At 61.7% G+C, this 26,601-nt stretch carries 21 protein-coding genes; 17 read left to right on the forward strand and 4 right to left on the reverse strand.

The features are described 5' to 3' along the window. Window positions 1-105 precede the first annotated feature (105 nt). The 6 genes from ACTJKE_RS14125 to hflX all read left to right on the forward strand — a co-directional run bounded on the left by ACTJKE_RS14125 (window position 106) and on the right by hflX (window position 7,784). Window positions 106-2,376, forward strand: a complete 2,271-nt coding sequence (locus ACTJKE_RS14125) for a sensor histidine kinase (protein WP_113131796.1) — start codon at window positions 106-108, stop codon at window positions 2,374-2,376. Beyond that, window positions 2,366-3,730, forward strand: a complete 1,365-nt coding sequence (ntrX, locus tag ACTJKE_RS14130; RefSeq protein ID WP_057255682.1) for a two-component system response regulator NtrX — start codon at window positions 2,366-2,368, stop codon at window positions 3,728-3,730. Before ACTJKE_RS14125 ends, ntrX begins: the two co-directional genes overlap by 11 nt. A gap of 46 nt (window positions 3,731-3,776) precedes the next feature. Further along, complete coding sequence (gene trkA, locus ACTJKE_RS14135) at window positions 3,777-5,153, forward strand: Trk system potassium transporter TrkA (RefSeq protein WP_058326655.1); 1,377 nt, start codon at window positions 3,777-3,779, stop codon at window positions 5,151-5,153. 11 nt (window positions 5,154-5,164) lie between these two features. Then, window positions 5,165-6,028, forward strand: a complete 864-nt coding sequence (locus tag ACTJKE_RS14140) for a D-amino-acid transaminase (RefSeq protein ID WP_093232391.1) — start codon at window positions 5,165-5,167, stop codon at window positions 6,026-6,028. Between the two features lie 109 nt (window positions 6,029-6,137). Beyond that, complete coding sequence (gene hfq, locus ACTJKE_RS14145; protein WP_003535434.1) at window positions 6,138-6,380, forward strand: RNA chaperone Hfq; 243 nt, start codon at window positions 6,138-6,140, stop codon at window positions 6,378-6,380. Between the two features lie 78 nt (window positions 6,381-6,458). Continuing rightward, window positions 6,459-7,784, forward strand: a complete 1,326-nt coding sequence (hflX, locus tag ACTJKE_RS14150) for a GTPase HflX (RefSeq protein WP_058326653.1) — start codon at window positions 6,459-6,461, stop codon at window positions 7,782-7,784. A gap of 84 nt (window positions 7,785-7,868) precedes the next feature. On the opposite strand, the gene mazG is transcribed toward hflX, so the two are convergent. Next, entirely contained in the window at window positions 7,869-8,702 is an 834-nt protein-coding gene (mazG, locus tag ACTJKE_RS14155; RefSeq protein ID WP_112995913.1) for a nucleoside triphosphate pyrophosphohydrolase, read from the reverse strand. A 5-nt stretch (window positions 8,703-8,707) separates the two neighbouring features. Continuing rightward, a complete protein-coding gene (locus ACTJKE_RS14160; RefSeq protein WP_112995912.1) occupies window positions 8,708-9,295 on the reverse strand; it encodes a nucleoside deaminase in 588 nt (195 codons plus the stop codon). Between the two features lie 231 nt (window positions 9,296-9,526). Between ACTJKE_RS14160 and cysG the strand changes: the two genes are divergently transcribed. The 6 genes from cysG (at window position 9,527) to ACTJKE_RS14190 (ending at window position 16,281) form a co-directional block, all read left to right on the forward strand. Then, complete coding sequence (cysG, locus tag ACTJKE_RS14165; protein ID WP_113131797.1) at window positions 9,527-10,987, forward strand: siroheme synthase CysG; 1,461 nt, start codon at window positions 9,527-9,529, stop codon at window positions 10,985-10,987. A gap of 10 nt (window positions 10,988-10,997) precedes the next feature. Then, window positions 10,998-11,312 carry a DUF2849 domain-containing protein gene (locus tag ACTJKE_RS14170; RefSeq protein ID WP_058326649.1) on the forward strand — a complete coding sequence of 105 codons (315 nt, stop codon included), beginning with the start codon at window positions 10,998-11,000 and terminating at the stop codon, window positions 11,310-11,312. 14 nt (window positions 11,313-11,326) lie between these two features. Continuing rightward, window positions 11,327-12,997: a nitrite/sulfite reductase gene (locus tag ACTJKE_RS14175; RefSeq protein ID WP_112995910.1), complete on the forward strand. Its 1,671-nt coding sequence runs from the start codon at window positions 11,327-11,329 to the stop codon at window positions 12,995-12,997. A 16-nt stretch (window positions 12,998-13,013) separates the two neighbouring features. Then, on the forward strand, window positions 13,014-13,514 hold the full coding sequence (locus ACTJKE_RS14180) for a DUF934 domain-containing protein (protein WP_057255700.1): 501 nt from the start codon (window positions 13,014-13,016) through the stop codon (window positions 13,512-13,514). A 144-nt stretch (window positions 13,515-13,658) separates the two neighbouring features. Beyond that, on the forward strand, window positions 13,659-14,471 hold the full coding sequence (locus ACTJKE_RS14185; protein WP_057255702.1) for a ferredoxin--NADP reductase: 813 nt from the start codon (window positions 13,659-13,661) through the stop codon (window positions 14,469-14,471). Between the two features lie 256 nt (window positions 14,472-14,727). Further along, window positions 14,728-16,281 (forward strand): acetyl-CoA hydrolase/transferase family protein, encoded by a 1,554-nt coding sequence (locus ACTJKE_RS14190; RefSeq protein ID WP_113131798.1) that lies wholly within the window; start codon window positions 14,728-14,730, stop codon window positions 16,279-16,281. Window positions 16,282-16,325: 44 nt separating this feature from the next. On the opposite strand, the gene ACTJKE_RS14195 is transcribed toward ACTJKE_RS14190, so the two are convergent. After that, entirely contained in the window at window positions 16,326-16,943 is a 618-nt protein-coding gene (locus ACTJKE_RS14195) for a GntR family transcriptional regulator (RefSeq protein ID WP_058326669.1), read from the reverse strand. Window positions 16,944-17,141: 198 nt separating this feature from the next. Here ACTJKE_RS14195 and ACTJKE_RS14200 point away from each other — a divergent pair, with 198 nt between their 5' ends. The 5 genes from ACTJKE_RS14200 to ACTJKE_RS14220 are packed head-to-tail and all read left to right on the forward strand — an operon-like array spanning window position 17,142 to window position 25,739. After that, window positions 17,142-18,473 (forward strand): ferredoxin reductase family protein, encoded by a 1,332-nt coding sequence (locus tag ACTJKE_RS14200; protein ID WP_440691923.1) that lies wholly within the window; start codon window positions 17,142-17,144, stop codon window positions 18,471-18,473. A gap of 46 nt (window positions 18,474-18,519) precedes the next feature. After that, complete coding sequence (locus ACTJKE_RS14205) at window positions 18,520-21,750, forward strand: c-type cytochrome (protein ID WP_112995907.1); 3,231 nt, start codon at window positions 18,520-18,522, stop codon at window positions 21,748-21,750. A 10-nt stretch (window positions 21,751-21,760) separates the two neighbouring features. Next, complete coding sequence (locus tag ACTJKE_RS14210; RefSeq protein ID WP_440636928.1) at window positions 21,761-22,663, forward strand: OmpA family protein; 903 nt, start codon at window positions 21,761-21,763, stop codon at window positions 22,661-22,663. A 2-nt stretch (window positions 22,664-22,665) separates the two neighbouring features. Further along, window positions 22,666-24,210 carry a caspase family protein gene (locus tag ACTJKE_RS14215; RefSeq protein ID WP_112995905.1) on the forward strand — a complete coding sequence of 515 codons (1,545 nt, stop codon included), beginning with the start codon at window positions 22,666-22,668 and terminating at the stop codon, window positions 24,208-24,210. After that, the gene (locus tag ACTJKE_RS14220; RefSeq protein WP_112995904.1) at window positions 24,207-25,739 is read left to right on the forward strand and encodes a caspase family protein; all 1,533 of its coding nucleotides are present in this window, start codon (window positions 24,207-24,209) and stop codon (window positions 25,737-25,739) included. Before ACTJKE_RS14215 ends, ACTJKE_RS14220 begins: the two co-directional genes overlap by 4 nt. Window positions 25,740-25,809: 70 nt before the next feature. Here the strand turns inward: ACTJKE_RS14220 and ACTJKE_RS14225 are convergent, their stop codons facing one another. Continuing rightward, a complete protein-coding gene (locus ACTJKE_RS14225; RefSeq protein ID WP_057255718.1) occupies window positions 25,810-26,586 on the reverse strand; it encodes an amino acid ABC transporter ATP-binding protein in 777 nt (258 codons plus the stop codon). Window positions 26,587-26,601 lie beyond the last annotated feature (15 nt).

Below are 26,601 nucleotides of genomic sequence, written 5' to 3' on the forward strand. Positions count from 1 at the left end.
GGGGTGCAACGCGGCAGCCCTTTGGGCGGCGAGGTCAACCTTTGACCAGAGAATGCTAGCAAGTGATGCCGTCGCCGGCTGGCGCCGGTTGGGGGAACGCTTTTCATGGTGGACGCAATGGCCTTGCCGCTGGGCACAGATGAGGGACTCGCGGCGCAGGACCGGCGCGCGTCCTTTGCCCTGCCGGGGCTGATGCTGGCGACCGGCGCCTTGATCTGCGCCACTGTCTCGCTGCTCGTTCTTCTCGGATTGACGCCGATACGGCTCGAGCGAAATGTCGTCATCGCCTGCGCTGCCATCAACAGCCTGTTCGTCGTTGGCCTGATCTATCTGATCGCCCGCGAAATCCTGCGGCTGCTACGCGCCCGACGCAAAGGCCGCGCCGCCGCGCGCCTTCACGTGCGCATCGTTGCGCTGTTTTCGATCGTGGCGATCACGCCTGCGGTTCTTGTCGCGATTTTTGCCAGCATCACGCTCGACGTCGGCCTCGATCGCTGGTTTTCGCTGCGGACGCAGGCGATCGTCCGCTCGTCGATCAACGTCGCCCAGGCCTATGTGCTCGAGAATGCCAGCTATCTGCAGGGTCAGACGGTGTCGATGGCCAACGACCTCGAACGCAACCGGCAGCTCTATAGCCTCGACCGCACCGGTTTCACGGAACTCATGACCCGCCAGGCGCGCGGCCGCGGCATGCTTGGGGCATTCCTGGTTCGTGCTGATGGCAGCGCTATAATTCAGGCCAACATCTCCACGGACCGTCCGCTGCCCTCCATTCCGCCGGACGCACTGAAAAGCTCGGTATCCGGTCAACCGACACTGATTCCGCCAGGGGTCACCAACCTTGTCGGGGCCGTTATTCCGCTCGACGACATTCCGGGCACCTATCTCTACACGGTTCGCAATGTCGATCCGGAAGTGATGCGCTCGCTGCGGCTGATGGAAGAGAACACGGCCGAGTACAAGATGCTTGAGGCCGGTCGAACCTTCACGCAGATCGCCTTCGGTGTTCTCTATATCGGGTTTGCGCTCATCGTTCTCCTGGCTGCGATCTGGACCGCGATCGCGGTTGCCGACCGCATCGTCCGGCCCATTCGCCAGTTGATCGGCGCTGCCGACAGTGTCGCCTCCGGCAATCTCGATGTTGTCGTGCCGGTCCGTGCCGTCGACGGCGACGTTGGTAACCTGTCGCGCACCTTCAACAAGATGGTCTCGGAAATCCGCAGCCAGCAGGAACAGATCCTGGAGGCCAAGGACGAAGTCGATCATCGCCGTCGTTTCATCGAGGCTGTTCTTTCAGGCGTGACTGCGGCGGTGATCGGTGTCGGGCGCGATCGACAGATCACCATCGTCAACTCGTTTTCCGAAGAGTTCCTGAAGAAGGCGGCGCCTGAACTCCTCGGCGCGGACCTGCGCACGGTAGCGCCGGAGGTCGAAGAGGTTCTGGTGGAGGCCGAAAGCCGCCATCGCAACGACTACCGCAAGCAGATCAATATCATGCGCAGCGGAACCGAGCGGACGCTGAACGTTCAGGTGACGCGCGAAGAGGGTGGCGAAGCGAACGAATCCTACGTCATCACCATCGATGACATCACCGACCTCGTCATCGCTCAGCGCTCGACCGCCTGGGCCGATGTAGCGCGCCGCATCGCGCACGAGATCAAGAACCCGCTGACGCCGATCCAGCTCTCCGCCGAACGTCTGAAGCGCCGTTATGGCAAGCAGATCAACCAGGAAGACAAGGCTATCTTCGACCAGTGCACCGATACGATCGTGCGCCAGGTAGAAGACATCGGTCGCATGGTCGACGAGTTCTCGGCTTTCGCGCGCATGCCGAAGCCGACCAAGGAAAAGGCGGATCTCCGCACGATCCTGAAGGATGCGATGTTCCTGCGCGAGATGGGCAACAATCACATCGATTTTGTGCGGGACCTCGGCGAAGAGCCGCTCGAGGGCCTGTTCGACGGGCGCATGCTCGGTCAGGCCTTCGGCAACATCGTCAAGAACGCGGTCGAATCGATCGAAGCGGTGCCGGCCGATGCGGTGCGCGGCCATCCGAGGATTGTCGCACGAGCACGAACCGACGTGGCAACGGGTCGCTTTGTCGTCGATATCATCGACAACGGCAAGGGGCTGCCGACGGAGAACCGACACAGGATTCTGGAGCCATACATGACGATGCGCGAGAAGGGCACGGGCCTGGGACTCGCCATCGTCAAGAAGATCATTGAGGACCATGGCGGACAATTGGAGTTGCACGACGCGCCAGCCGATTTTGACGGCGGTGTCGGGGCGATGATCCGCGTGGTCCTGCCGCCTGCCGGAGAAACCGGGGGCGAAGACAGTTTGAAGGATAAGGGTGCGAGCGATGGCCGCTGATATTCTGGTTGTGGACGATGAGGAAGATATCCGCGAGATCGTGTCGGGTATTCTCTCTGACGAAGGGCACGAAACCCGCACCGCCTTCGACAGCGACAGCGCGCTGGCGGCGATCAGCGATCGCGTGCCGCGCCTAGTCTTCCTCGATATCTGGATGCAGGGAAGCCGGCTCGACGGCCTGGCGCTGCTCGACGAGATCAAGGGGCGCTATCCGGACCTCCCCGTCGTCATGATTTCCGGTCACGGCAATATCGAGACCGCCGTCAACGCCATCAAGCGTGGCGCCTACGATTTCATCGAGAAGCCCTTCAAGGCCGACCGGCTGATCCTGATTGCCGAGCGGGCGCTGGAAAACTCGAAGCTCAAGCGTGAAGTCTCGGAGCTGAAGAAGAAGTCCGGCGATCCCGTCGAACTGATCGGGACGTCGGTTGCCGTGTCGCAGCTTCGTCAGACGATCGAGAAGGTCGCGCCGACCAACAGCCGCATCATGATCCAGGGGCCGTCAGGATCGGGCAAGGAACTGGTCGCGCGGATGATCCACCGCAAGTCGACACGGTCGACCGGTCCTTTCGTGGCGCTGAACGCGGCGGCGATCACGCCTGACCGCATGGAAATCGCGCTGTTCGGAACCGAGGGAACGCCGGGACAGCCACGCCGCACCGGTGCGCTCGAGGAAGCCCATGGCGGCATCCTCTATCTCGACGAAATCGGCGAGATGCCGCGCGAGACGCAGAACAAGATTCTGCGGGTGCTCGTCGACCAGCAGTTCGAGCGTGTCGGCGGTACCAAGCGCGTCAAGGTCGATGTCCGGATCATCTCCTCGACCGCCTACAATCTCGAAAACATGATCTCCGAGGGCCTGTTCCGCGAAGACCTGTTCCACCGGCTTGCCGTCATTCCGGTGCGTGTGCCGGCGCTCGCCGAACGGCGCGAGGATATTCCGTTCCTCGTCGACATGTTCATGCGCCAGGTCAGCGAACAGGCCGGCATTCGTCCGCGCAAGATCGGCGACGATGCCCTGGCCGTGCTCCAGGCCCACGACTGGCCGGGCAACATCCGCCAGCTTCGCAACAACATCGAGCGCCTGATGATTCTTGCCCGCAGCGACGGTCCGGACACGCCGATTTCCGCGGACATGCTGCCGACGGAGGTGGGCGATACGCTGCCGAAGATCTCCGCGCAGGGCGACCAGCACATCATGACGTTGCCGTTGCGCGAGGCTCGCGAAATGTTCGAGCGTGATTATCTGATCGCGCAGATCAACCGATTCGGGGGCAATATTTCCCGTACGGCGGAATTTGTCGGAATGGAGCGGTCGGCGCTGCATCGCAAGCTGAAGTCGCTGGGCGTCTGAGGCATTTTCCGGCCATCGCGGCAGCGCTCCCAGGTGAAAGTACGACATGAAGGTAGTCATTTGTGGTGCGGGCCAGGTGGGGTACGGCATTGCCGAGCGGCTGGCGCAGGAAGATAACGACGTATCGGTGATCGATACCTCGGCGACGCTGATTGCCAACATCACCGAGAGCCTCGACGTGCGCGGCTATGTCGGCCACGGCGCGCATCCGGATGTGCTGGCCAAGGCCGGCGCCGACCAGGCCGACATGCTGATTGCCGTCACGCTCTCCGACGAGGTCAACATCGTCGCCTGTGAAGTCGCCCATGCGATCTTCAACGTGCCGACGAAGGTCGCGCGCATCCGGGCGCAAAGCTATCTCGCGCCCGAGTATTCGAACCTGTTCTCGCGTGAGAACGTGCCGATCGACGTCACCATCTCGCCCGAAGTCGAGGTTGGGCGGCTGGTGCTGCGGCGCATATCCTTTCCGGGGGCGATCGATGTCGTGCGTTTCGCCGAAGATCGCATCGCCATGGTCGCCTTCGAGTGCCTGGAAGATTGCCCGGTCGTCGGCACGCCACTGCAGCAGCTGAGCGAACTGTTCCCCGATCTGCTTGCAACAGTCACCGGCATCTTCCGCAACGGCAAGGTCATGGTGCCGCATTCGGATGACCAGCTGCAGGCCGGCGATATCGCCTATGTCGTTTGCGACCGGGACCACGCCCGCCGGACCTTGGCGCTCTTCGGCCATGAGGAGCAGGAAGCGCGGCGCATCATCATCTTCGGTGGCGGCAATGTCGGCTACTTCGTTGCCAAGGCCATCGAGGAGCATCAGCCGCGGACCCGGGTGAAACTGATCGAAAGCGATCGCGACCGGGCAGTGGTGATGGCGGATAAGCTGAGCAACACCGTTGTGCTCAACGGTTCGGCGATGGATCAGCGGATTTTGGCACAAGCTGACGTTCAGGATGCCGATCTCGTGGTGGCGCTGACCAACAACGACCAGATCAACATCCTCGGCAGCATGATGGCGAAGCGGCTGGGCGCCAAGTCGACGCTCGTGCTGATCAACGAGCCGTCCTATCAGGATTTTGCCGGCACGGCTGGCGTCGACGCCTATGTGAACCCACGTGCCGTGACCATCTCGCGCGTGCTGCAGCACGTCCGCAAGGGGCGCATTCGCTCCGTGTATGCGGTGCAGAAGGGCATGGCCGAGGTGATCGAGGCCGAAGCGTTGGAAACCTCGCCGCTCGTTGGCAGAGCCCTGCGTGACCTCGATCTTCCCGAAGGCATCCGCATCGGTGCACTCTATCGCGACAAGACGTTTATTCGCCCGGACGGCAATACAAAGATCAAGGCGAAGGACCGTGTTGTGCTCTTTGCCACCGCCGATGCCGTACGGCACGTCGAACAGCTTTTCCGCGTCAGCATCCAGTACTTCTAGGGCCGAGATCCATGCCGAGAATTGCCTATGTCAACGGTGCCTACGTGCCGCATGCCGACGCCGGCATCCATATCGAGGATCGCGGTTATCAATTTGCGGACGGCGTCTACGAAGTTTGTGAGATACGCCATGGTTACATCGTCGATCTCAGCCGGCATCTCGATCGCCTCGACCGTTCGCTTCGTGAACTGCGCATCGACCGGCCGATGAGCCGGGCGGCGCTCGTGCATGTGATCCGAGAGGTGGTTCGGCGCAACCGGGTCCGGAATGGTCTGTTCTATATCCAGGTCACGCGCGGCGTGGCGCGCCGTGACCATGTGTTTCCGGCCAAGGAGACGATGCCGACGATCGTGGTGACGGCGAAGCGCACCGATGCCGAGGCCATCGCCGAAAAGGCGACGCAAGGGATCGCGGCGATCACCGTACCGGAAAACCGCTGGGACCGGGTGGACATCAAGTCCGTCGGGCTCCTTCCCAACGTGCTCGCCCGCCAGAAGGCGAAGGAGGAGGGTGCTCAGGAGGCAATTTTCGTCGACGCCGATGGCACGGTGAAGGAGGGCGCCGCGACCAATGTCTGGATCGTCGATGGCGACGGAACCCTGCGCACCCGTCCGGCCGAGCACGGAATCTTGAAGGGAATCACCCGCACCACCTTGATGGATGTGGCGGGGCCACTTGGGCTCAAGGTCGAGGAGAGAGCGTTCTCAGTCGAGGAAATGCTCGCGGCGCGCGAGGTCTTCATTACCGCTGCCACCAGCATCTGCTTTCCGGTCATTTCGGTGGACGGCAGACCGATCGGCAATGGGCATCCGGGAAGCATAGCACAGAATATTCGTGAAGCCTTTTTCGGCGTTGCGGAAAAGACATTGATTTGATACCAAACTTAAAGAGGTGTCGGGGAAGGTACTTGTGGCGCCTCTGATTGCAGATATCGACAAAAATGCACCGGCGCGAAACGCCGGCAAATAAGAAAGAAGCGGCGCGATGGCGGAACGTTCTCAAAACTTGCAGGATCTCTTTCTCAACACGGTCCGCAAGCAAAAGATTTCATTGACAATTTTTCTTATCAACGGTGTCAAGCTCACCGGCGTCGTGACGTCTTTTGATAATTTCTGCGTCCTGTTGCGTCGCGATGGCCATTCGCAATTGGTCTACAAGCACGCAATTTCGACCATCATGCCCGGCCAGCCGCTGCAGATGTTCGAGAACGAAGAAGCTGCATCCTGACGGGACGTTAGGCACATTACCAAGCGAGATTCAAAGTCGTCGTCGATCATTCCGGAGCTCGAGAAGCTCCGCGACGACATGCGCGCGGTCGTCATCGTTCCGGTCTTGAAAAAGACCGGAAGGCAGTCCGCAGAGATCCTCTCGACGACAACGACGCGTACTGACGAAAGTCGCCTTGAAGAGGCGACCGGTCTGGCGATGGCGATCGATCTGGAAGTCGTGCATGGCGTCATCGTTCCGGTGTCGCAGCCCAAGCCAGGCACGCTGCTCGGCAGCGGCAAGATCGAGGAAATCGGCCATATTCTCGTTGATCTCGATGCTGGCCTCGTCATCGTCGACCATCCCTTGACGCCGGTGCAGCAACGCAACCTCGAAAAAGAATGGAACGCCAAGGTCATCGACCGGACCGGCCTCATTCTGGAGATTTTCGGTCGCCGCGCTTCCACCAAGGAAGGCACGCTGCAGGTCGATCTCGCCCATCTCAATTACCAGAAAGGCCGCCTGGTCCGAAGCTGGACGCACCTTGAGCGTCAGCGCGGTGGTGGCGGCTTCATGGGCGGTCCGGGTGAAACCCAGATCGAAGCGGACCGCCGCCTGCTGCAGGACCGCATCGTCAAGCTCGAGCGCGAATTGGAGCAGGTCCGCCGGACCCGGCAGTTGCACCGTTCAAAGCGCAAGAAGGTGCCGCATCCGATCGTCGCTCTCGTCGGCTACACCAACGCTGGCAAGTCCACGCTTTTCAATCGCATGACTGGGGCGGGCGTTCTGGCCGAGGACATGCTGTTTGCGACGCTGGATCCGACCCTTCGGCGCTTGAAGCTGCCCCATGGCCGCATGGTCATCCTCTCCGACACGGTCGGGTTCATTTCCGATCTGCCGACGCACTTGGTCGCCGCATTCCGCGCGACGCTTGAAGAGGTGCTGGAAGCGGACCTGATCCTGCATGTGCGCGATCTCTCCGACCCGGACAACCAGGCGCAGGCAAGCGATGTGCTTCGCATTCTCGCCGATCTCGGCATCGACGAGAAGGAAGCCTCCGAACGGCTCATCGAGGTCTGGAACAAGATCGACCGGCTCGACGCCGAATCGCGTGAGGCGCTGCAGAGCAAGGCGGCAACCTCGGGCAACACGGTCGCCGTTTCCGCCATCACCGGCGAGGGCGTCGATGAGCTGCTCGGCGAAATTGGTCGCCGCCTGTCAGGCGTGCTGACCGAATGCACCGTCGTGCTCGGCATCGATCAGCTGCAGCTTCTGCCCTGGGTCTATCAGCACGCCATCGTCGACGGCCGTGAGGACCTGGAGGACGGGCGTGTGAGCCTTGAACTCAGGCTGACCGAAAACGAGGCCGCCGATCTGGAACGCCGCCTCGGAAACGGGCCAAAGCCCGTTGAGGAAGACTGGTAAGCCTGCGCCTTCCTCCGATTCGCTCACTGTTGACCTCAGCTTTCGCGCGAGGGAACGCATAGGATATATGCGTTCCCGATTGCCTTAGCCGAGTTGCCGCTCGATCGCCTTCGCCGCTTGCCAAAGCTCTTCCATCCGCTCGAGCGTCGCGCCATCCAGCGTCTCGCCGGCGTCGCCGAGTTCGCGCTCGATATGGGCGAAGCGGCGGCGGAACTTGGTGTTGGTGCCGCGAAGGGCCATTTCCGGATCGGTCCCGACATGACGGCCAATATTGACCACCGCAAAAATCACGTCGCCCAGTTCATCGCTGACCTTGGCGCGGTCCTTTTCGCGCAGCGCCTGACGCAATTCGCCGATCTCTTCCTCAATCTTATCGAGAATAGGCTCGGGCTCCGACCAGTCGAAGCCGACCTTGGCGGCCCGTTCCTGCAGCTTTAGGGCCTCGACCAGTGCCGGAAACGAGCGCTGGACCGAGCCGAGATGGCTTGCGGCGGAGTCCGGAAGAAGGCCGCGCTTGGCGCGCTTTTCCTGCCGCTCAGCCTTTTCGGCCTGCTTGATCTCGTCCCACTGCAACTTGACCGCTTCAGGCGTATCGGCCTCGGAGCGGGCAAAGACATGCGGATGGCGGCGGATCATCTTGCGCGTCACCGCTTCGACGACGTCGCCAAAGGCAAAGTCGCCGGCTTCCTCCGCCATCCGGGCATGGAACACCACCTGCAGCAGCAGATCGCCGAGTTCGTCGCAGAGGTCGTGCATGTCGCCGCGCTCGATGGCATCGGCAACCTCATAGGCTTCCTCGATCGTGTAGGGTTTGATCGTCTCGAAGGTCTGGACGATGTCCCAGGGGCAACCGGTTTCCGGCTGCCGGAGCGCGGCCATGATATCGAGCAGGCGTTTTATATCGCGTGAAGGTTCCATGGATCTCAGTTCAGCGGAATGGCGTTGTGATCCTTGCCCGACTGGTAGTTGTCGGAAAGGCTCTGGTAGCGGGCGCGAATGCGCGAATCTTGTTCGGCGAGCCGCGCCTTGGTCACAGGGTCGGCATCCCTGACGAGCGCGGCGATCGAGGCCGAATGCCAGAAGGCATTGTCCTGCGCATAGCCGCCCGGCTCCAGCCGGAAGACTTCCTTCAGGATCTTGAGGTCATGCGGGATCGCGAAGCTGTCGCGCGAATCTTCGTGGCTGAAGAAGTAATAGAAATTGTCGAAGCCGGCCCAGGTGATGGCCGAAAGGCACATGGAGCAGGGCTCGTGCGTCGACAGAAAGATGAGGTCGCGGGTATCGGGCTTATCCGCCATCTCGTAGAAGCGCTTCAGCGTGTGGACCTCGCCATGCCAGAGCGGATTTTCCGTCTCGTTGTTGGTTTCGGCCAGCACCAGCGACAGATCGGATTTGCGCAGAATCGCGGCGCCGAACACCTTGTTTCCGGCGGCGACACCCTTTTCGGTGAGCGGCAGGATATCTTGCTCGATTACGGTCAAAAGCCGTTCGGCGAGGTCCGAATGGGTCATGTCTTGCATCTCCGGCGGGTCAGTGACCGCATTTAACGGAGGTTGCCCCCGCGGCGCAATGGCTGCGGAAGGGCAGGCGTTTTGGTGACCTCGGAGATATTTGCTCAAAATGATGCACCGCCGAGCAAAACAATACGTGCCCGGAAAGGCAATGAAATTTCTGTTCCTTCAAATGTCGTGCCCCATGCGGGATATTCGGCGCAGCCTGTAGAAGGAACCGTTTGCCAGACCATGACGCAGCAGCTCGCCGTTTTCCCAGCATTCTTTCGCGTTGCGCAGAAGCGCGTGGCGGTGTTCGGCAATGGCGACGAGGCCCTTGCCAAAGTGCGGCTGCTCTTGAACACGGAAGCGTCTCTCGTCGTCTTTGCCGATGAGCCTGAAGCGGATTTTGCACAGTATCTGCGCGACCGCGGCGTTGAACATGTTCGGGCTGCCTTCGCAGCCGAGCAGCTTGACGGCGCCATCCTCGTTTTCGCTGCAACCGGCGACGGCGCGGAGGATCGCCGTATTGTCACTTCCGCGCGCGAGCGCAAGATCCCGGCCAACGCCGTCGACCAGCCCGACTATTGCGATTTCTTCACCCCCGCTCTCGTCAACCGCGCGCCGGTCGCCGTTGCCATCGGTACGGAAGGTGCGGGCCCTGTGCTCGCGCAGATGATCCGCGCCCAGATTGACCAGCTTCTTTCGCCGTCGCTCGGAGTCGTCGCCTCGCTCGCGGCAAGCTACCGCGAGGCGGTTGATCGCCTGGTGCCGCGTGGCGTGGCGCGTCGGCTCTTCTGGCGCCGGTTCTTTCAGGGCCCGGTCGCCGATAAGGTCGCCGGTGGCGATCTGGCGGCTGCCCGCCGTGAGGCGTCACGTCTGCTCGATGCGCCCGAGAAGGCTCCGGGCCACGTCTGGCTCGTTGGCGCCGGTCCGGGTGCCGAAGACCTGCTGACGCTGCGCGCTCAGCGCGTGATGATGGAAGCCGACGCGATCGTCTATGATGCGCTGGTGCCGCAGGCGATCGTCGACATGGGCCGCCGCGATGCCGAGCGTCTCTCGGTCGGCAAGCGCAAGGGCTGCCACATGAAGTCTCAAGGTGAGATCAATCAATTGCTCGTGACGCTCGCCGCCGAAGGCAAGCGCGTGGTTCGGCTGAAATCCGGGGATCCCCTGGTCTATGGCCGCGCCGGTGAGGAGATGGCGGCCCTGCGCGAAGCCGGTATCAGCTATGATATTGTTCCGGGCATCACGTCCGCCTTTGCCGCTGCCGCTGATTTCGAACTGCCGCTGACGCTTCGGGGTGTCGCATCGTCGCTGGTCTTCACGACAGGTCACGATCTGACTGGCGAGGTCCTACCCGATTGGGCGCGGCTTGCCGTTTCTGGCGCGACGATCGCTGTCTATATGGGCCGCACGGTCGCTGCCTCCGTCGCCGGGCGTCTGATGCAGGCGGGTCTGCCTGCGGAAACCACGGTCGCAGTCATCGAGAATGCCAGCCGCGCGGATCGCCGCCTGCTGCATGGCACGCTCAAGGACCTTCCGGACCTGGAAAACCGGACTGAGCTTTCGGGTCCCGTGATGGTCATCATCGGCGATGCCGTCGCCGGCGCCAACTTCGAGCGGTCCGAGCCGCTGGTCGTCGGCAAGGCACGCGATGCCAAGAGAATCGTTGAAGTCGCCCTGGGGCGTAACGAACAGATTTTGAACTGAGGAAGAGGTCATGGTGAGCAAGGTTTTGACGGCAAATCGACTTTCGGACGGCATTTCCGTCTGGCTGGATGCCGCAGGCAACTGGGTCGAATCGCTGCAGGATGCCTTCATCGCCCGCCATGCCGAGGCCGTGACGGCGCTCGAAGCCACGGGCAAACAGGCTTTTGAGGATAACAAGGTCGTCGACGCCAACGTCGTCGATGTCGAAGAGGTCAACGGCACGCTTCGGCCCCTGCGCATGCGCGAGCGTATCCGCGCCGAAGGCCCGTCGATCCCCTATGCTGCCGGCTACAACGGCCTGGCCGGCCCGAAACACGCTGCCTGAGGAACCGATAACCGATGTACCGTTACGATGAATTCGATCATTCCTTCGTTTCCTCCCGCGTCGAGCAGTTTCGCGACCAGGTTGAGCGCCGCTTGAGCGGCGAGCTCGCCGAAGATGCCTTCAAGCCGTTGCGCCTGATGAACGGTGTCTACCTGCAGCTTCATGCCTATATGCTGCGCGTCGCCATTCCCTATGGCACGCTGTCGAGCCGCCAGATGCGCATGCTTGCCCATATCGCGCGCAAGTATGACCGCGGCTACGGCCACTTCACCACGCGCCAGAACATCCAGTACAACTGGCCGCGCCTGTCGGACACGCCGGATATCCTGCAGGAACTGGCAAGCGTCGAGATGCACGCGCTTCAGACCTCCGGCAATTGCATCCGCAATGTTACCGCCGATCACTTCGCGGGTGCGGCTGCCGATGAAGTTGCCGATCCAAGGCCTTACGCCGAGATCCTCAGACAATGGTCGAGCGTGCATCCGGAGTTTTCGTTCCTGCCGCGCAAGTTCAAGATTGCCGTGACCGGTGCCGAGCGCGACCGCGCCGCGATCCAGGTCCACGATATCGGCCTCCACCTGAAGAAGGACGAGAACGGCCGCATCGGCTTTGCCGTCTATGTCGGCGGTGGCCAGGGCCGCACGCCGATGATCGCCAAGAAGATCCGCGACTTCCTGCCGGAAGAGGACCTGCTGTCCTATACGACGGCGATCATGCGCGTGTACAACCTGCATGGCCGTCGCGATAACAAGTACAAGGCGCGCATCAAGATCCTCGTGCACGAAACCGGTGCCGAGGAACTGTCGCGCCAGGTCGAAGTCGAGTTCGCGGCGTTGAAGGACACCGAGCTCAAGTTGCCGGAAACCGACATTCAGGCGATCTCCACCTATTTCGCGCCGCCCACCCTCGAAAACCGCGCCGAGGGCTGGGAAAGCCTTGCACGCTGGAAGAAAACCGATACGGACTTTGCCCGCTGGGTGCAGCAGAACGTGCAGCCGCACAAGCACCCGGACTACGGCATGGTGACGATCTCGCTGAAGCCGATCGGCGGCATTCCGGGTGACGCCAGCGACGCGCAGATGGATGCCGTTGCCGATATCGCAGAGGAGTATGCCTTCGACGAAATCCGCGTCAGCCATGAGCAGAACCTCATCCTGCCGCATGTGGCGCTGGCCGATCTTGAGCCGGTCTACCGTGCGCTGGTCGCCGCAGGGCTCGCCACCGCCAATGCCGGCCTGATCACGGACATCATTGCCTGTCCCGGGCTGGACTATTGCGCCCTCGCCAATGCGCGCTCCATTCCGGTGGCCCAGGAGATTTCGACCCGCTTCGGTTCGCCCGAGCGCCAGGCCGAGATCGGCGAGCTGAAGATCAAGATCTCCGGCTGCATCAACGCCTGCGGTCATCACCATGTCGGCCATATCGGCCTGCTCGGCGTCGAGAAAAAGGGTGCGGAACTTTATCAGATCACGCTCGGCGGCTCCGGCGACGAGAACACGTCCATCGGCGAGATCATCGGCCGCGGCTTTGAGCCGGAGAAGGTGACCGACGCGGTGGAGACGATCGTCGACACCTATCTGGGACTGCGCCGCGACAGGCAAGAGACCTTCCTCGAAGCCTATCGCCGCGTCGGCCCGCAACCCTTCAAGGACGCGCTCTACGGCAGTGCGCAGGAAGCTGCCTGAAGCGCAAGGAACGAACATGACGAAAATCTGGAAGGAAACCGGCTTCGTGGGCGATGATCCCTGGATCATCGAGACCGAGGAAACAAAGGCAGGCTCGAACGAGAAGGCGATCGTCGGCCTCGACGCATTCCTCGCCAAGGTGGAGACGAGCGACGAAACCGGCCTCGGCGTGGTGATAGCACCGGCGGACGACGTGACGAAGCTCGCGCCGCATCTCGATCGCATCGCCCTGGTGGCGGTGGCGTTCCCGGCCTTCAACGACGGCCGCGCCTTCAGCCATGCGTCGCTGCTGCGTTCGCGGCTCGGCTTCGGCGGTGAGGTGAGAGCGGTTGGCGACGTGTTGATCGACCAGATTCCGCTGATGCTGCGCTGTGGTGTCGACAGCTTTGCGGTCAGCAATGCGACGGCTCTTAAGCGCCTAGCAGAGGGACGCCTGCCGGGCATCGCGGTGCACTACCAGCCGACGGCAAAGCCTTCCGCCGACGCGAAATCCTATAGCTGGCGGCGGGTTTCTTAAGTCTCGATCAGCCGCGACAGTGTGAAGCACGCGGAAATCCCCGAAAGCGACTATATTTGGAAGGGATTTCCTTCCCATTGCGCGTGGCTTGGAATATCCGATCATTGTTGATAAACAGGGTCATCATTACAGGACTTTAGCCAGATGAATGCTCCGGCAAAAACGGAAGATTTCGCGATCCAGGCACCGGCAGGCGTTTACGTCGAGACGGTGACGAGCGTTGAGCACTATACGGATCGGCTCTTCCGCTTCCGCATGACCCGCCCTGCCGAATTCCGCTTCCGCTCGGGCGAATTCGCGATGATCGGCCTGATGGTGGGCGACAAGCCGGTCTATCGCGCCTATTCGATCGCCAGCCCTGCCTGGGACGAAGAGCTGGAGTTCTTCTCGATCAAGGTGCCGGATGGCCCGCTGACCTCGCATCTGCAGGGGATCAAGCCCGGCGATAAGGTGCTGATGCGCAAGAAGCCGACCGGCACGCTGGTGCTCGATGCGCTGGTTCCCGGCCGAAGGCTCTACATGTTCTCGACCGGCACCGGCATTGCGCCTTTCGCAAGCCTGATCCGTGATCCGGAAACCTATGAGAAATTCGAGGAAGTGATCCTCACCCATACCTGCCGCGACGTAGCCGAGCTGAAATACGGCTTCGACCTCGTCGAGGAGATCCGCAACCACGAGTTCCTGAACGAGATCGTCGGCGACAAGCTGCGCCACTATGCGACAGTCACGCGCGAGGACTATCCGTTCAAGGGCCGCGTCACTGACCTGATGGTCAACGGCAAGTTCTTCTCCGATCTCGGCCTGCCGCCGCTTGATCCGGCGATCGATCGCGGCATGATTTGCGGCTCGACGGCGATGCTGAAGGACACCAAGGAAATCCTCGAAGCTGCGGGCTTGACCGAAGGCGCCAACAACAAGCCGGCCGAATTCGTGATCGAGCGGGCCTTCGTCGGCTGATCCTTTTTTGTACAGTCTTATCGTTTGAAGGGCGCGCCTTGGGTGCGCCCTTCGTCGTTTGTGGCGATGCGTGGTGGAGCTATGCATTTGCGGTAGCTCGGCCCTGTCCATTCTGCGTGTCGCGCAGCTTCGCCAAGGGCTATCGTGCCTCCGTAAAACTTCATAACGTGTGCGTGCAGCCATGCAGATTTAGCGCACCAGAACCAAGCCCGCGCCGTCCTGATGTGAGCCCCGCGGGCTCTGCAGGGAGTGCCCGATGAGCGGCGATATTCGAACAAGCCTTGAGACCAGGATTCGCTGCAGGCCACTGCGTGATCGCATCGCCACGGCGGAAGAGGGGGCCGCGCTCATCAAAGATGGCATGACGATCGGCATGAGCGGCTTCACCAAGGCGGGCGATGCCAAGGCGGTTCCGCTCGCGATGGCCGAACGTGCGGCGCGCGAGAAGTTTCGCATCACGCTGCTGACCGGCGCTTCGCTCGGTCACGACATCGACAGGACGCTGACGGAAGCCGGTGTCCTTGCCCGGCGCCTGCCGTTTCAGTCCGATCCCGTTTTGAGGGCCGCGATCAACCGTGGCGAGGTGATGTTCATCGACCAGCATCTCTCGGAAACCGTCGAGCAGTTGCGCTCCGGACAGATCAGCCCGATCGACTATGCGGTGGTCGAGGCGGTGGCGATTACCGAGGATGGCGGCATCGTGCCGTCGACATCGGTCGGCAACTCCGCAAGCTTCGCGATCCTGGCGAAGAAGGTGATCGTCGAGCTCAATCTCAGCCATAGCCCCGAGCTCGAAGGCCTGCACGACATCTACATTCCAGCGAAGCGCCCGAGCCGCACGCCGATCCCGGTCGTTGCTTGCGACAGCCGCGCAGGTTCGCGCTATATCCCGGTCGATCCCGAAAAGATCGTCGCCATCGTTATCACCGAGAAAGAGGACAGCGCTGCGCGCATATCGCCGCCGGATGCCGAGACCATGGCGATTGCCGGCCACCTGATCGGCTTCCTGCAGGAAGAGGTGCGCAAAGGCCGCCTCGACATGACGCTCAATCCGCTGCAGGCCGGCATCGGCGTCATTGCCAATTCAGTGCTGAGCGGTCTCGTCGACAGTCCGTTCCATGATCTGCGCATGTACAGCGAGGTGCTTCAGGACAGCACGTTCGAGCTCTTCGAGGCAGGTAAGCTGAGTTTCGCCTCGGCATCGTCGATGACGCTGAGCAGCGCTTGGGCCGATCGGGTGTTCCGCAACATCGGCGCGTACAAGGACAAGCTGGTCCTCAGGCCGCAGGAGGTGAGCAACCATCCGGAGATCATTCGCCGCCTGGGTGTCATCGGCATCAACACGGCGCTCGAATTCGATGTCTACGGCAACGTCAATTCGACCCATGTCGGCGGCACCGACATGATGAACGGCATTGGCGGCTCTGGCGATTTCGCCCGCAACGCCTTCCTGTCCATCTTCGTCGCCAAGTCGGTTGCCAAGGGCGGCGCCATCTCGTCCGTCGTGCCGATGGTGTCCCATGTCGACCACACGGAGCATGACGTCGATATTCTTGTGACCGAGCACGGACTTGCCGATCTGCGCGGGCTGGCGCCACGGGAGCGTGCGCCCGTCGTTATCAGCAACTGTTGCCACCCGGCCTACCGCGAATTGCTCCTAGACTACTTCGAACGTGCGGTCGCGACCCGCGGTGGCCAGACGCCTCACATCCTTGAGGAGGCTTTCGCTTGGCATGTACGACGCCTGAAGACCGGAAGCATGATGCCAACTGCGTGGTTTGAAGGATTTGAAGCGAAGAAATCACTGTGAAAGCAAGTATTTGCGATGATTTCTTCGAGTTCATTCAAGCATCTTCAGGCGTCTGAGAGATAGTTCATCAACTCCGTCATGGCTGCAGACGCACCTGGAGCGTCAGCCCTCTCGATCGCATCGATCACGATGACATGGCGGCGGACGGATCCCACCATCTTCTCCGGTGAGGACGATGCAAACCAGATCCGGCGCGCATGCGTCTGCAAAGGCGCCAGCGCCGCAGTCAGGAAGCGGTTGGGACAGGCCTCCTCCATCAGTTCGTCGAAGGTCTTATCGGCCACGAGGAACCCCTCCATGTCGCCTGAGTCGAGGCAGGCGGCCATCTCCGCGCCGCAGGCTTTCATCGCACTTCTGTCATCGGCGCTCGCGTGTGTCGCTACCAGAGCGGCCGCAAGCGGCTCCAGCTTCTGCCGGGCCTGCATGACATGGACCTGATCGTCGGGACGGATCGTGGTGATCTGCAGGCCGACGCGTGGTCGCACATCCATCAGGCCCTGCCAGGCAAGCTTCTGGATCGCCTCGCGAACCGGCGTTCGGCCAAGCCCCGCGAGCTCGATCAATTGCCTCTCGGTGACCAGCGCGCCGGGCTCGAGCTTCAGTGTAACAATGAGGCGTTCGAGCGCGAGGTAGGCGAGGTGAGCATGGGATTGCAGTGACATGCCGTTCCTTTGCTTCTGATATATCAGGAGCTTGCACAATTTTTCAGAAGGAGGCAAGCAAGGCGATCGTCGCATCTCTGTATCGCCCCTCAAGCTGATGCGAGCCTTGAGAAATATAATTAAGCGGTCGCTCAAATATCACAAATTTCAAAGGCATGAATAAAGGAAGCTCATAGGCCGTTTCCAAGGGGATTGATGTTGACGAATGGTAAGGGGCTTGTCAGTCTTCCCCTTGGCAACAACCGTCTGACGTCGGCTGAGGGGCGCAAGATGCAAGTGGGCGCGTTTCTGGTCTGGTCGCTGATGGTGCTCGCAGGGCTGCTGGCCGTACCGGCGGTCAGCCACACCAATGCATTGACGACATTCTCGCTGATGGCGTCGTCCGCTGCCTTCGTCGGCATGGCGATCGCCCAGTTCATGGCGACCCGCCCGCCTTTCGTCGAAGCCTTGTTCGGTGGGCTCGATCGCGTCTACCACTTCCACCGGAGGATCGGCATCTCGGTGCTGTGCCTTATCCTCATCCATTATTTCCTGAAACCGGACTTCAAGGGCCTGGCACTGACGAGCGGTTTGAACCAGCTGGCTGCTTCTGCGGGAAAATACGCGTTCTATGGTTTTGTCATCCTACTTGTTCTTAGCATTGTCAAAATCATCCCGAGGACGAAGATCGAGATTCCCTACCATCTCTGGCGCTACACGCACCGTCTGATCGGCCTGCTCTTCGTTCTCGTCGCCTTCCATCAGATGTTCATCAAACGTCCCTATGACGGCACGGCACTTCTGGCGGTTTATCTCAATGCCTTCGCCGCGCTCGGCATCCTGAGCTATGCCTACACCCAGCTTCTGCCGTGGCTCAGAACCCGCGGCTACGAAGTTTTCGAGGTGGCGAAGCATGACGGAGCGACGATGATCACGGCGCGACCGGTCGGACGGCCCATGCGAGCGAAGCCGGGCCAGTTCGGATTCCTGCGTGTCATGAAGCCGGGCCTGCGCGAGCCGCATCCGTTTACGATCGCCGGCATCGAGGCTGACGGTATCGTCCGCTTCGCGATCAAGCCGCTCGGCGACTACACGCAGGCGCTGCGCGATGGTGTCGCGGTCGGTGATCGGCTGAAGCTCGAAGGCGGCTATGGTCGCTTCAACCATCGCCGCGGCGGCAAGAAGCAGATCTGGCTCGCCGGCGGCATCGGCGTCACGCCGTTTCTGGCAATGGCCCGGCACTTGAAGGGCGATGAAGGGCAGGAGATTCACATGGTCTACTGCGTGCGCGACAGGCGAGAAGCGATCGGCCTGGAGACCTTCGAGGGGCAGGCGCAGAAGCTCGGAAACTTCAGTTTTGTCCTGCACGATTCTTCCGTGGACGGGCGCTTGGACGCTGCCAAGCTGGCGACCGGAAGCGCGATCGATCCGGCGGAGGCCGACCTTTGGTTCTGCGGTCCGCCGCCACTGAGGGAAGCAATCGTCAAGGGCTTGAAAGATCTTGGCAAGAGGCCGCGTCGGGTCGAATTCGAGCAATTTCAGTTTCGATAGACAGCAGATTTCAGTAGCGATTCTATTGTTTTAGGGAGAGGCTTTCATGCGCGGTCTGCAGGCAAAAGGAGAGAGTGCTTCGCCAAGAGCCGGCCTCGGCCGGGGACCACTGGCATTCTCGTTGGCGGCGTTGGCCGCCGCCGTCTTGCTCTGTCCCGCCCTTGCCGAAGCGCGCGACGCCTTCGCCGACGACGCGTTTTCGACCTACAAGGCCAATGTCGACAATGGCAAATACGTGTTCAATGCCGCGGGCTGCGGCGCCTGCCACGGATCCGGCGACAATACCGAATTGCTTTCCGGCGGCATGGAGATGAACACGGCGATCGGCACATTCTATGCGCCGAACATTTCGCCCCACGCCAACGGCATCGGCGGCTGGACCAACGCCCAGTTTCTGAACGCGGTGCTGGTCGGTCTCGACCGGGAGGGCAACAATCTCTATCCGGTCATGCCCTATACATCCTATGGCGGGATGAAGCCGGAGGATGCGCTCGATATCAAGGCCTATATCGAGACACTGCCGCGGTCTGACGCCGCCTCGAAGGAACACGAGATCGCCTTCCCCTTCAGTCGTCAGACGACGATCACGCTGTGGAAGCGCAGTCACTTCACGGTGCCGGGCTATCAGCCGCGGGAGGAGACGCAAGCCGAGCGCGGCCGCTACCTTGTCGAGAACGTCGGCGGCTGCGGTGATTGTCACACCCCGCGCACCACCACCTACGGGCTCGATCTGGAGCGCGCCTACCAGGGTGAAAAGGATCTGACGGGTGCGGTCGCCCCGGATATCAGCAAGGCGAAGATGGCGGGGCTTGCTTCGCCCGATGTGTTCACCAGGGGCCTGATCGACGAAGGCAAGAAACTCTCGGGCGCGCCGGTCAGCGATCCCGTGATGCGGCGCATCGCCAAGGGCCTGAGCGTTCTGACGGAGGAAGACCGCCGGGCGATCTACGCCTTCCTCTCCGACCGCGAGGTGAAGGCGCCGGCGCCGGTGGCGCAATCTGTGACCGCCGTCTGCAAAGAAAACACGGCAGCGGAAGCGCTCGGTGGCGACAATGCGGCTCTGGCACAGCAGGCGGATGCCTTCATCGGCAAATACTGCCGCAACTGCCACGGGCCGGGCGAAAGTTCGCAGGGGAGCTACCCCGCCGGCGACCTCGCTTCGATCGGCGCGGATGCCAATTTCGTGGCGCCGGGCGACGCGGCGAAGTCACGCCTCTATACGACCGTCGTTAGCGGCCGCATGCCCCTCGGCAAGCGGCCCTCGGCCGAAGAGATCAAGGTGTTGGAGGACTGGATCAATTCTCTCAGTGAGAAGAGCCTGCCGCAAACGGCGGCGGCCAAGCCCGACCGTTCCCGCCCGATGCAGAGCTATGGCCAGTTCGTCGAGGCGGCGCTGAAGGACATCGACAAGGTCAACGAACTCGACCGTCCGTTCATGCGCTATTTCTCCTACCGCGACCAATATAACGGCATGATGGGCTGCGAGGACGACGAGACCTTCATGAAGCGCATGGACGTGCTCGCCGGCGGCTTCAAGAAACTGCTGAATTCACTCTCCTACGGTCCGAAACTGGTCCTGCCGACCGAAGTCGATGGCACCAACGGGTTGCTCGTGCGTGTCGATTTGCGCGAGCTGCAATGGGAAACCGCGGACTACGACTTCCTGATCAAGCGCTATTTCTACGGTGTCGACCCTGAGAGCGATGCGTCGCTGGCCGCACTTTCCAAGGAGACGGCGACGCAATTGCCGATCATGAGGATCGACTGGTTCATGAGCAATGGCGCCCGGCCGGAGATCTACAACCGGCTGATGCGGCTACCGACCGAGATCAGCGAACTCGAAAAGCGCTTCAAGATCGACGTGGCCGACAACATTCGCCAGCGCAACGTCCTGCGCGCCGGTTTCGCCGACGGCTCATCCGGAGTGTCCGACCACAATCGCATGCTGGAACGGCACGACATGCCCTTTGGTGGTTACTACTGGAAATCCTATGACTTCGGTGGCGACCTGGGCAAGCAGGTGCTGAAGCGCTTCCCGCACGGGCCGAAGGAACTCGCTCCCCTCGACGCGGGGCTGCTGCCTTTTGAGCACGACGGTGGTGAGATGATCTTCTCGCTTCCGAACGGACTGCAGGGCTATTACCTTTCGAATGCGGCGGGCAAGCAACTCGATGTCGGACCGACGACGATCGTATCGTTCCGCAAGCGGCCGATCGGCAAGGGCGTCGAGATCATCAATGCACGATCCTGCGTCGATTGCCACGCCGACGGCATTCTGTCGAAGCGCGATCAGTTGCGTGAACATATCGAGACGTCGACGCTGTTCAGCAAGGACCAGCAGGACGTGCTGCTCGCCATGTATGTGAAGCAGGAGGAATTGGACGAGGCCTATCGGAACGACCGCGAGCGTTTCGTCAATGCGCTGAAGGCGCTGGGTGTCACCGAGCCGACGCCGGATGGCGGTCTCCAGAGCAAGCACGCGCCAGGCGATGCAGAGATCATCACCTACTTCGCGGACAAATACGAAGACGAGCTCGATTTTGACGGTTTGGCGGCCGAGTTCGACATGACGCCGAAGCAATTCTCCGATGCGATCAAGCGCGTGACGAATACGGATGTTTTGCGCCTGGGGCTCGATTGGGTGACGACGCTTGAAGCAGGCGGAACGATCCCGCGCAACGAGGTCGAGCAGCAATATGCCTTGCTGCTGGAGCCGTTGCTGCAGCGTCGTCCGCTGGATACCGCAGCGATCGTCGTTGCCGGTTCCGAGCAACCGGTGGACGCCAAGCCGCAATCGATCGTGGCTGCCGTGCCTGCCTATCGCAAGGAGGATGCGGCGGCTGGCAACAAGCTCGCGCTCGCGCTCAACGTGAAGTCGACGACGGCGAAAGTCGGCGATCAGCTTTCTTTCGAGCTTAGCGCCAACCAAGCCTGCGAGCTGCAGATCCTCTATGTCGAGGAGAATGGCAATGTCGAGGTCGTCCCGGATGTGATGATCGGCAACATCACCCTGCAGCCGGGCGAACGGCGCCTTATCCCGCAGCCGGGGACGGGCACGCTGACGTTCGACACCCCCGCGCCATCCGAGTCGATGTTGGCCTTCTGCCGTGTCGGCGGGCTTGGCGATCAGAGGCTCACCGTGGAGAAGGCGCGGGACTACGTCGCGAGGTCGAGGTTGCCACCGACAAGGGGGCTGGCAATCAACCTGGCCAAACAGGCCCAGGGCGATGCTGGGGCCAGCAGTGTTCAGATGGTGACCTTCGAGATCAGGAACTGACGAGCGAACAATGGCAAAGGTGATCCGGTCTCTTATTCTCGCGTCGGCAATGGTGCTGCCAGTCGCCGCGCCCGCGATGGCCTGCGATGGTCTTCGCCAGGCGTCCGAAGCGCTGAACAGCGGCGCTGAGGCCGCCGCACGCGCTGCCGCTGCTCCGGAGAGAGCGGCGGGATGCTCGCCAACCGAGATCGCGCTGACGCGTCGCGTCGTGGCGCTGGTAACCTTCAACCGTGTCGCGGCTGCCGTGGGGCAGGGCGCCAAGCTCGAAAGCTTCGAAGGCGATCTGACGACAGCGAGCAGAGACGCCGGCGGCCCGTGGCAGATCCTCGATGCGCTCGGCGACATCAGCCGGGAGCGCCGGGACTATGAGGCGGCGGCGACCTATTATCAACAGGCGATCGAGGATACCGCGAACGAAGAACTGACGCCCGATTGGATGGCCCCGGACAAGGACTACATCCTGCGGCTGGACAGGCTGGCCTCGGAGATGCGGCTTGCGGCAACCAAGCCCGTCAAGCTCGCCGCGCGCGGCGCCTGCAAGTTCTCCTATCGCGGCGTCTCGATCAAGAAGAAGGCCATCCCGGTGCGCTACGTCTTCGGAACAGCCGAGTTCACGCCCGAGGGATTGCAGTCGGCAAAGGATCTTTTCGAATGCCTGAAGTCGGCGAAACCGCCGGCAATCACGCTGATTGGTCATACCGATCCGGTTGGCACGACCGAGGCGAACAAGGCATTGTCGATCGCCCGCGCCGAGGCCTTGGCGCATTACCTTGTGGATGCCGGATATCCGGGTACCTGGACAGCCGTCGGCAAGGGCGAGGAAGAGCCGTTCAAGCCGGATGACCCGAGCGCCTACGACGAGGCGATGCTGCACCAGCTCGACCGGCGGGTGGAAGTGGACGTGGGGAACTAGTTGTGTTGCACAGAATCCTGCTTTCGACGGTGCTGTTCGTCCTGCCCGTGCCCCCCGTCCTCGCGGCGACGTCGGCGCTGGTCGTCGGGGTGGATGCCTATCCGCATGAAGTGAGCCTCGACGGCGCAGTGAAGGATGCACGCGATGTCGCGCAGGCGCTAAAGGCGGCCAAGGTCGACACGATACGGCAGTTCATCAATGAGCAGGCGACGAAGGACGCCATCCGCTCCGCCTGGACCGAACTGGTCGCCGGTGCAGCCCGCGGCGATACGATCGTCTTCACCTATGCCGGGCACGGCGCGCAGATGCCGGAGTTGATTGCGGGCAGCGAAGAAGACGGTCTGGACGAGTTCCTGGAACTGCCCGGCTTCGACAGGAGCCGCGAGGAAGAAACCAGCAAGGAGATCATTGTCGACAACGAGCTGAACGCCTGGTTCGCGGAAGCGGAGGCCAAAGGTATTCAGGTTCTGTTCCTTTCCGACAGTTGCTTTTCCGGCGGCATGAACCGTTCCATTTCCGGTAAAACGCGGCTTGCGCCGATCGTGCGTGCGAAGGTGCCGCCGCCGTCCGAAGAGGCGCTCAAGGGTGCGAAGGTGAAGGAAGCGGAACTGTCTCGCGTGACGATCCTGGCCGCGTCGCTCGAAAGCCAGCCGACGCCGGAAGTGGTGATCGGTGGAGAGCCGCGCGGGGCCCTGAGCTGGAGCTTTGCCCGCGCCATAGAGGGGGCTGCGGATCGCGACGGCGATGGCCGGATCTCGCGCATCGAGCTCGAGGACTATGTCTTCTCCAACGTCAAACTTCAGTCGGAAGCGCTGCAGATGCCGAACTTCACGCCGCAAGTGCCGCGCTCCGACAAGGAGATTGTCCTGTCCCTGCCGCGAAGCGCGACCATCGGCGCGGGCGCGACAGGCGACGCCGGAGCGAAATTGAAGTCGCCGCGTGAAATGGGCTGGACGGGGAAACTGGCGCTCAGCGTCACCGGTACGGCGCCGCCGCTCAACAATCTCGGCGGCAATGGTGTGCCCTACCGCTGGGATGCTGCCACCGGGGTGTTCTACACGCCGAACGGCGATGTCGCCGGAGAACATATCGCGTCGGACCTGCTCCAGGGCGCCGTCGACAAGTTTATCCTGCTCGATTTCCTGAAGGTCCTGGCGACGCAGAGCCCCGGCAGCGTTTCGCTCACGCCGTTGAAAGACATCTACGCGGCAGGCGACAGGCTGAATTTCAAGGCGGCGCAGGGCGACTACGCCAACATGCTGGTTTTCAATCTGGCGAATACCGGCGAAGCACAGCTTCTCGATGCGCAGATTGCCGGTACCGGCAGCCACGCGTTTCAGCTTCAGGGCCTGGAGGTGGTGAAACCCTTCGGCGCCGATCACCTGGTCGCCATCTCGACGAATGCGCCGATCGACGCCATTGCGGCGGCCTTCTCCAACTCGAAGCTCGATGCCGCAGCGCTTCTGCGCCTCCTTGAAACACGGTTGGAAGGCAGCGAAAGCACCATCGCCATCCAACCGCTTTACACGAGGGACCGGGGCCAATGAGCGCGCGTGGCAAGTCGTGGTGTACCGCGGCGCTTTCTGTGGTGGCATGGCTCGCCTTGCTTGCGGCTCCGGCCGTGGCCGGCGACCGGGCCTTGCTCATCGGTGTCGGCAGCTACCCGAGCCTGTCGCCAAAATTCGCACTCAAAGGTCCGAAGAACGATCTCGTGGCAATGCAGGGCCTGCTGACGGGAAAACTTGGTTTCGACCCGTCCTCGATCCGCATTTTGAAGGAGGAGCAGGCGACGCGATCAGGGATACTCTCGGCCATGAACACGTGGCTGGTCGAAGCAACCGGACCCGGCGATCGCGTCTACATCTACTTTTCCGGTCACGGCCTTCAGGTGACGGATGCAGATGGCGACGAGCAGGATGGACTGGACGAGGCGCTGGCGCCCGTCGATATCGTCTCCGGTGAAACGGACTGGCAAGGCGCGATCCTCGACGATGAGATCGACCGGATCCTGGAACGGCTGCAGGGGCGGGCGGTGACGATGGTGATTGATGCCTGCCATTCAGGCACGATCTCTCGTTCGCTTTCCGCCGACGTCTCGTCGGGCATCGAGGGCGCTCGTTTCCTGCCGCGCCCGCATGCCAAGCCGGTTGAGCAGGCATTGACCCGCGGCCTCAGGATCGATCTTGCCGTCGTCGATAAGCCGAAGCTGGTGGAATCGGGCGTGACCGCCTGGAGCGCGGCCGCTCCATACCAGGTGGCCTGGGACGATGTGCGGCTTCCCGTCGAAGATCGGCACGGCGTGTTCACCGCGGCTTTCGTCGCTGGCCAGACCGGCAATGCGGCGGACGCCAACGGCAACGGCTTGACGAGCAATGCCGAACTGCTCGAATTCGTAAAGGTGCAGTCGACCGCTTACTGCTCCTCGCAGGAAAAATGCGGCAATCTCGACCCGCAATTGGAAAGCAAGGCGCAGACGCTTGGCGAGAGTGCAAGCGCACCCGAAAAGCTCGGTGCGGGTGGCAACGGGCAGGGGACTTACCAGCAATCCAGCGCTCCAAGTGGGACGCCGACGACCTATCAGGACTCCGATGCGGTCAACGCGGTCGGTGACATCCTCGGCAAGACCGAGACCGGCGAAGTGAAACTCGTCATAGACCGACCCACGACCATGAAGGCCGGCGACGTTTTTAAGCTGACAGTCACCAGCCGGACCGGCGGCGACCTGCTGCTCTTCGACGTGAACAGCCAGGGCAAGGCGACGCAGCTCTTCCCGAACGAGTTCGCGCAGAAGATCACGGCGCTTGCGCCAGACGTGCCTCTGACATTACCTGACGACTATTATGGCTTCGATTTCGAAGCGTCAGGCGAGGGCGAGAGTGCCTTCGTTGCACTCGTGGTCAGCGATGCCATCGATCTGGCTGACGTCGCTCCGAAAGCGCGCGGGTTGAAGATCGAGCTGGACGCGCGGGAAACCTTAAGCGAAGTCGTTGCACGATTGCAGAAGACCTGGACTGGCGACCTCGACCGCCGCGGTATTCACTGGTCCGTCGGCACTTTGCGCTATCGCGTTGAATAGGACCGAGCAATCCGAATAGAAAAAGCCCGCCTCGATGAGACGGGCTTCCTTGTGAAGGCGTCTGCCGATCCTAGTGCAGGATCTGGCTGAGGAAGAGCTTGGTGCGCTCGTGCTGCGGATTGTCGAAGAACTCGGCCGGCGAGTTCTGCTCGACGATCTGGCCCTGGTCCATGAAAATCACGCGGTTGGCGACCTGGCGGGCAAAGCCCATTTCGTGGGTCACGCAGAGCATGGTCATGCCTTCCTCGGCGAGGCCGACCATCGTGTCGAGCACTTCCTTGATCATTTCCGGGTCGAGCGCCGAAGTCGGCTCGTCGAACAGCATTATCTTCGGATTCATGCACAGCGAGCGGGCGATCGCCACGCGCTGCTGCTGACCGCCAGAGAGCTGGCCCGGATATTTGTTCGCCTGTTCGGGAATCTTGACGCGCTTCAGGAAGTGCATCGCGATTTCTTCCGCCTGCTTCTTCGGCATCTTGCGCACCCAGATCGGCGCAAGCGTGCAGTTTTCGAGGATCGTCAGGTGCGGGAAGAGGTTGAAGTGCTGGAACACCATGCCGACTTCGCGGCGCACTTCGTCGATCTTCTTGAGGTCGTTGGTCAGCTCGATGCCGTCAACGACGATCTTGCCCTTCTGGTGCTCTTCGAGGCGATTGATGCAGCGGATCATCGTCGACTTGCCGGAGCCCGACGGGCCGGCAATGACGATGCGCTCGCCTTTCATAACCTTCAGGTTGATGTCACGAAGGACGTGGAAGTCCCCGTACCACTTGTTCATTCCAGTGATTTCAACCGCGACATCCGTTGCGGAAACAGTCATTTTGGAAGCAGTGGCTGCGTTTGCCATGCGATCCTCCCCTCA

Source organism: Ensifer sp. 22521 (assembly GCF_052044795.1).
Taxonomy (GTDB): domain Bacteria; phylum Pseudomonadota; class Alphaproteobacteria; order Rhizobiales; family Rhizobiaceae; genus Ensifer.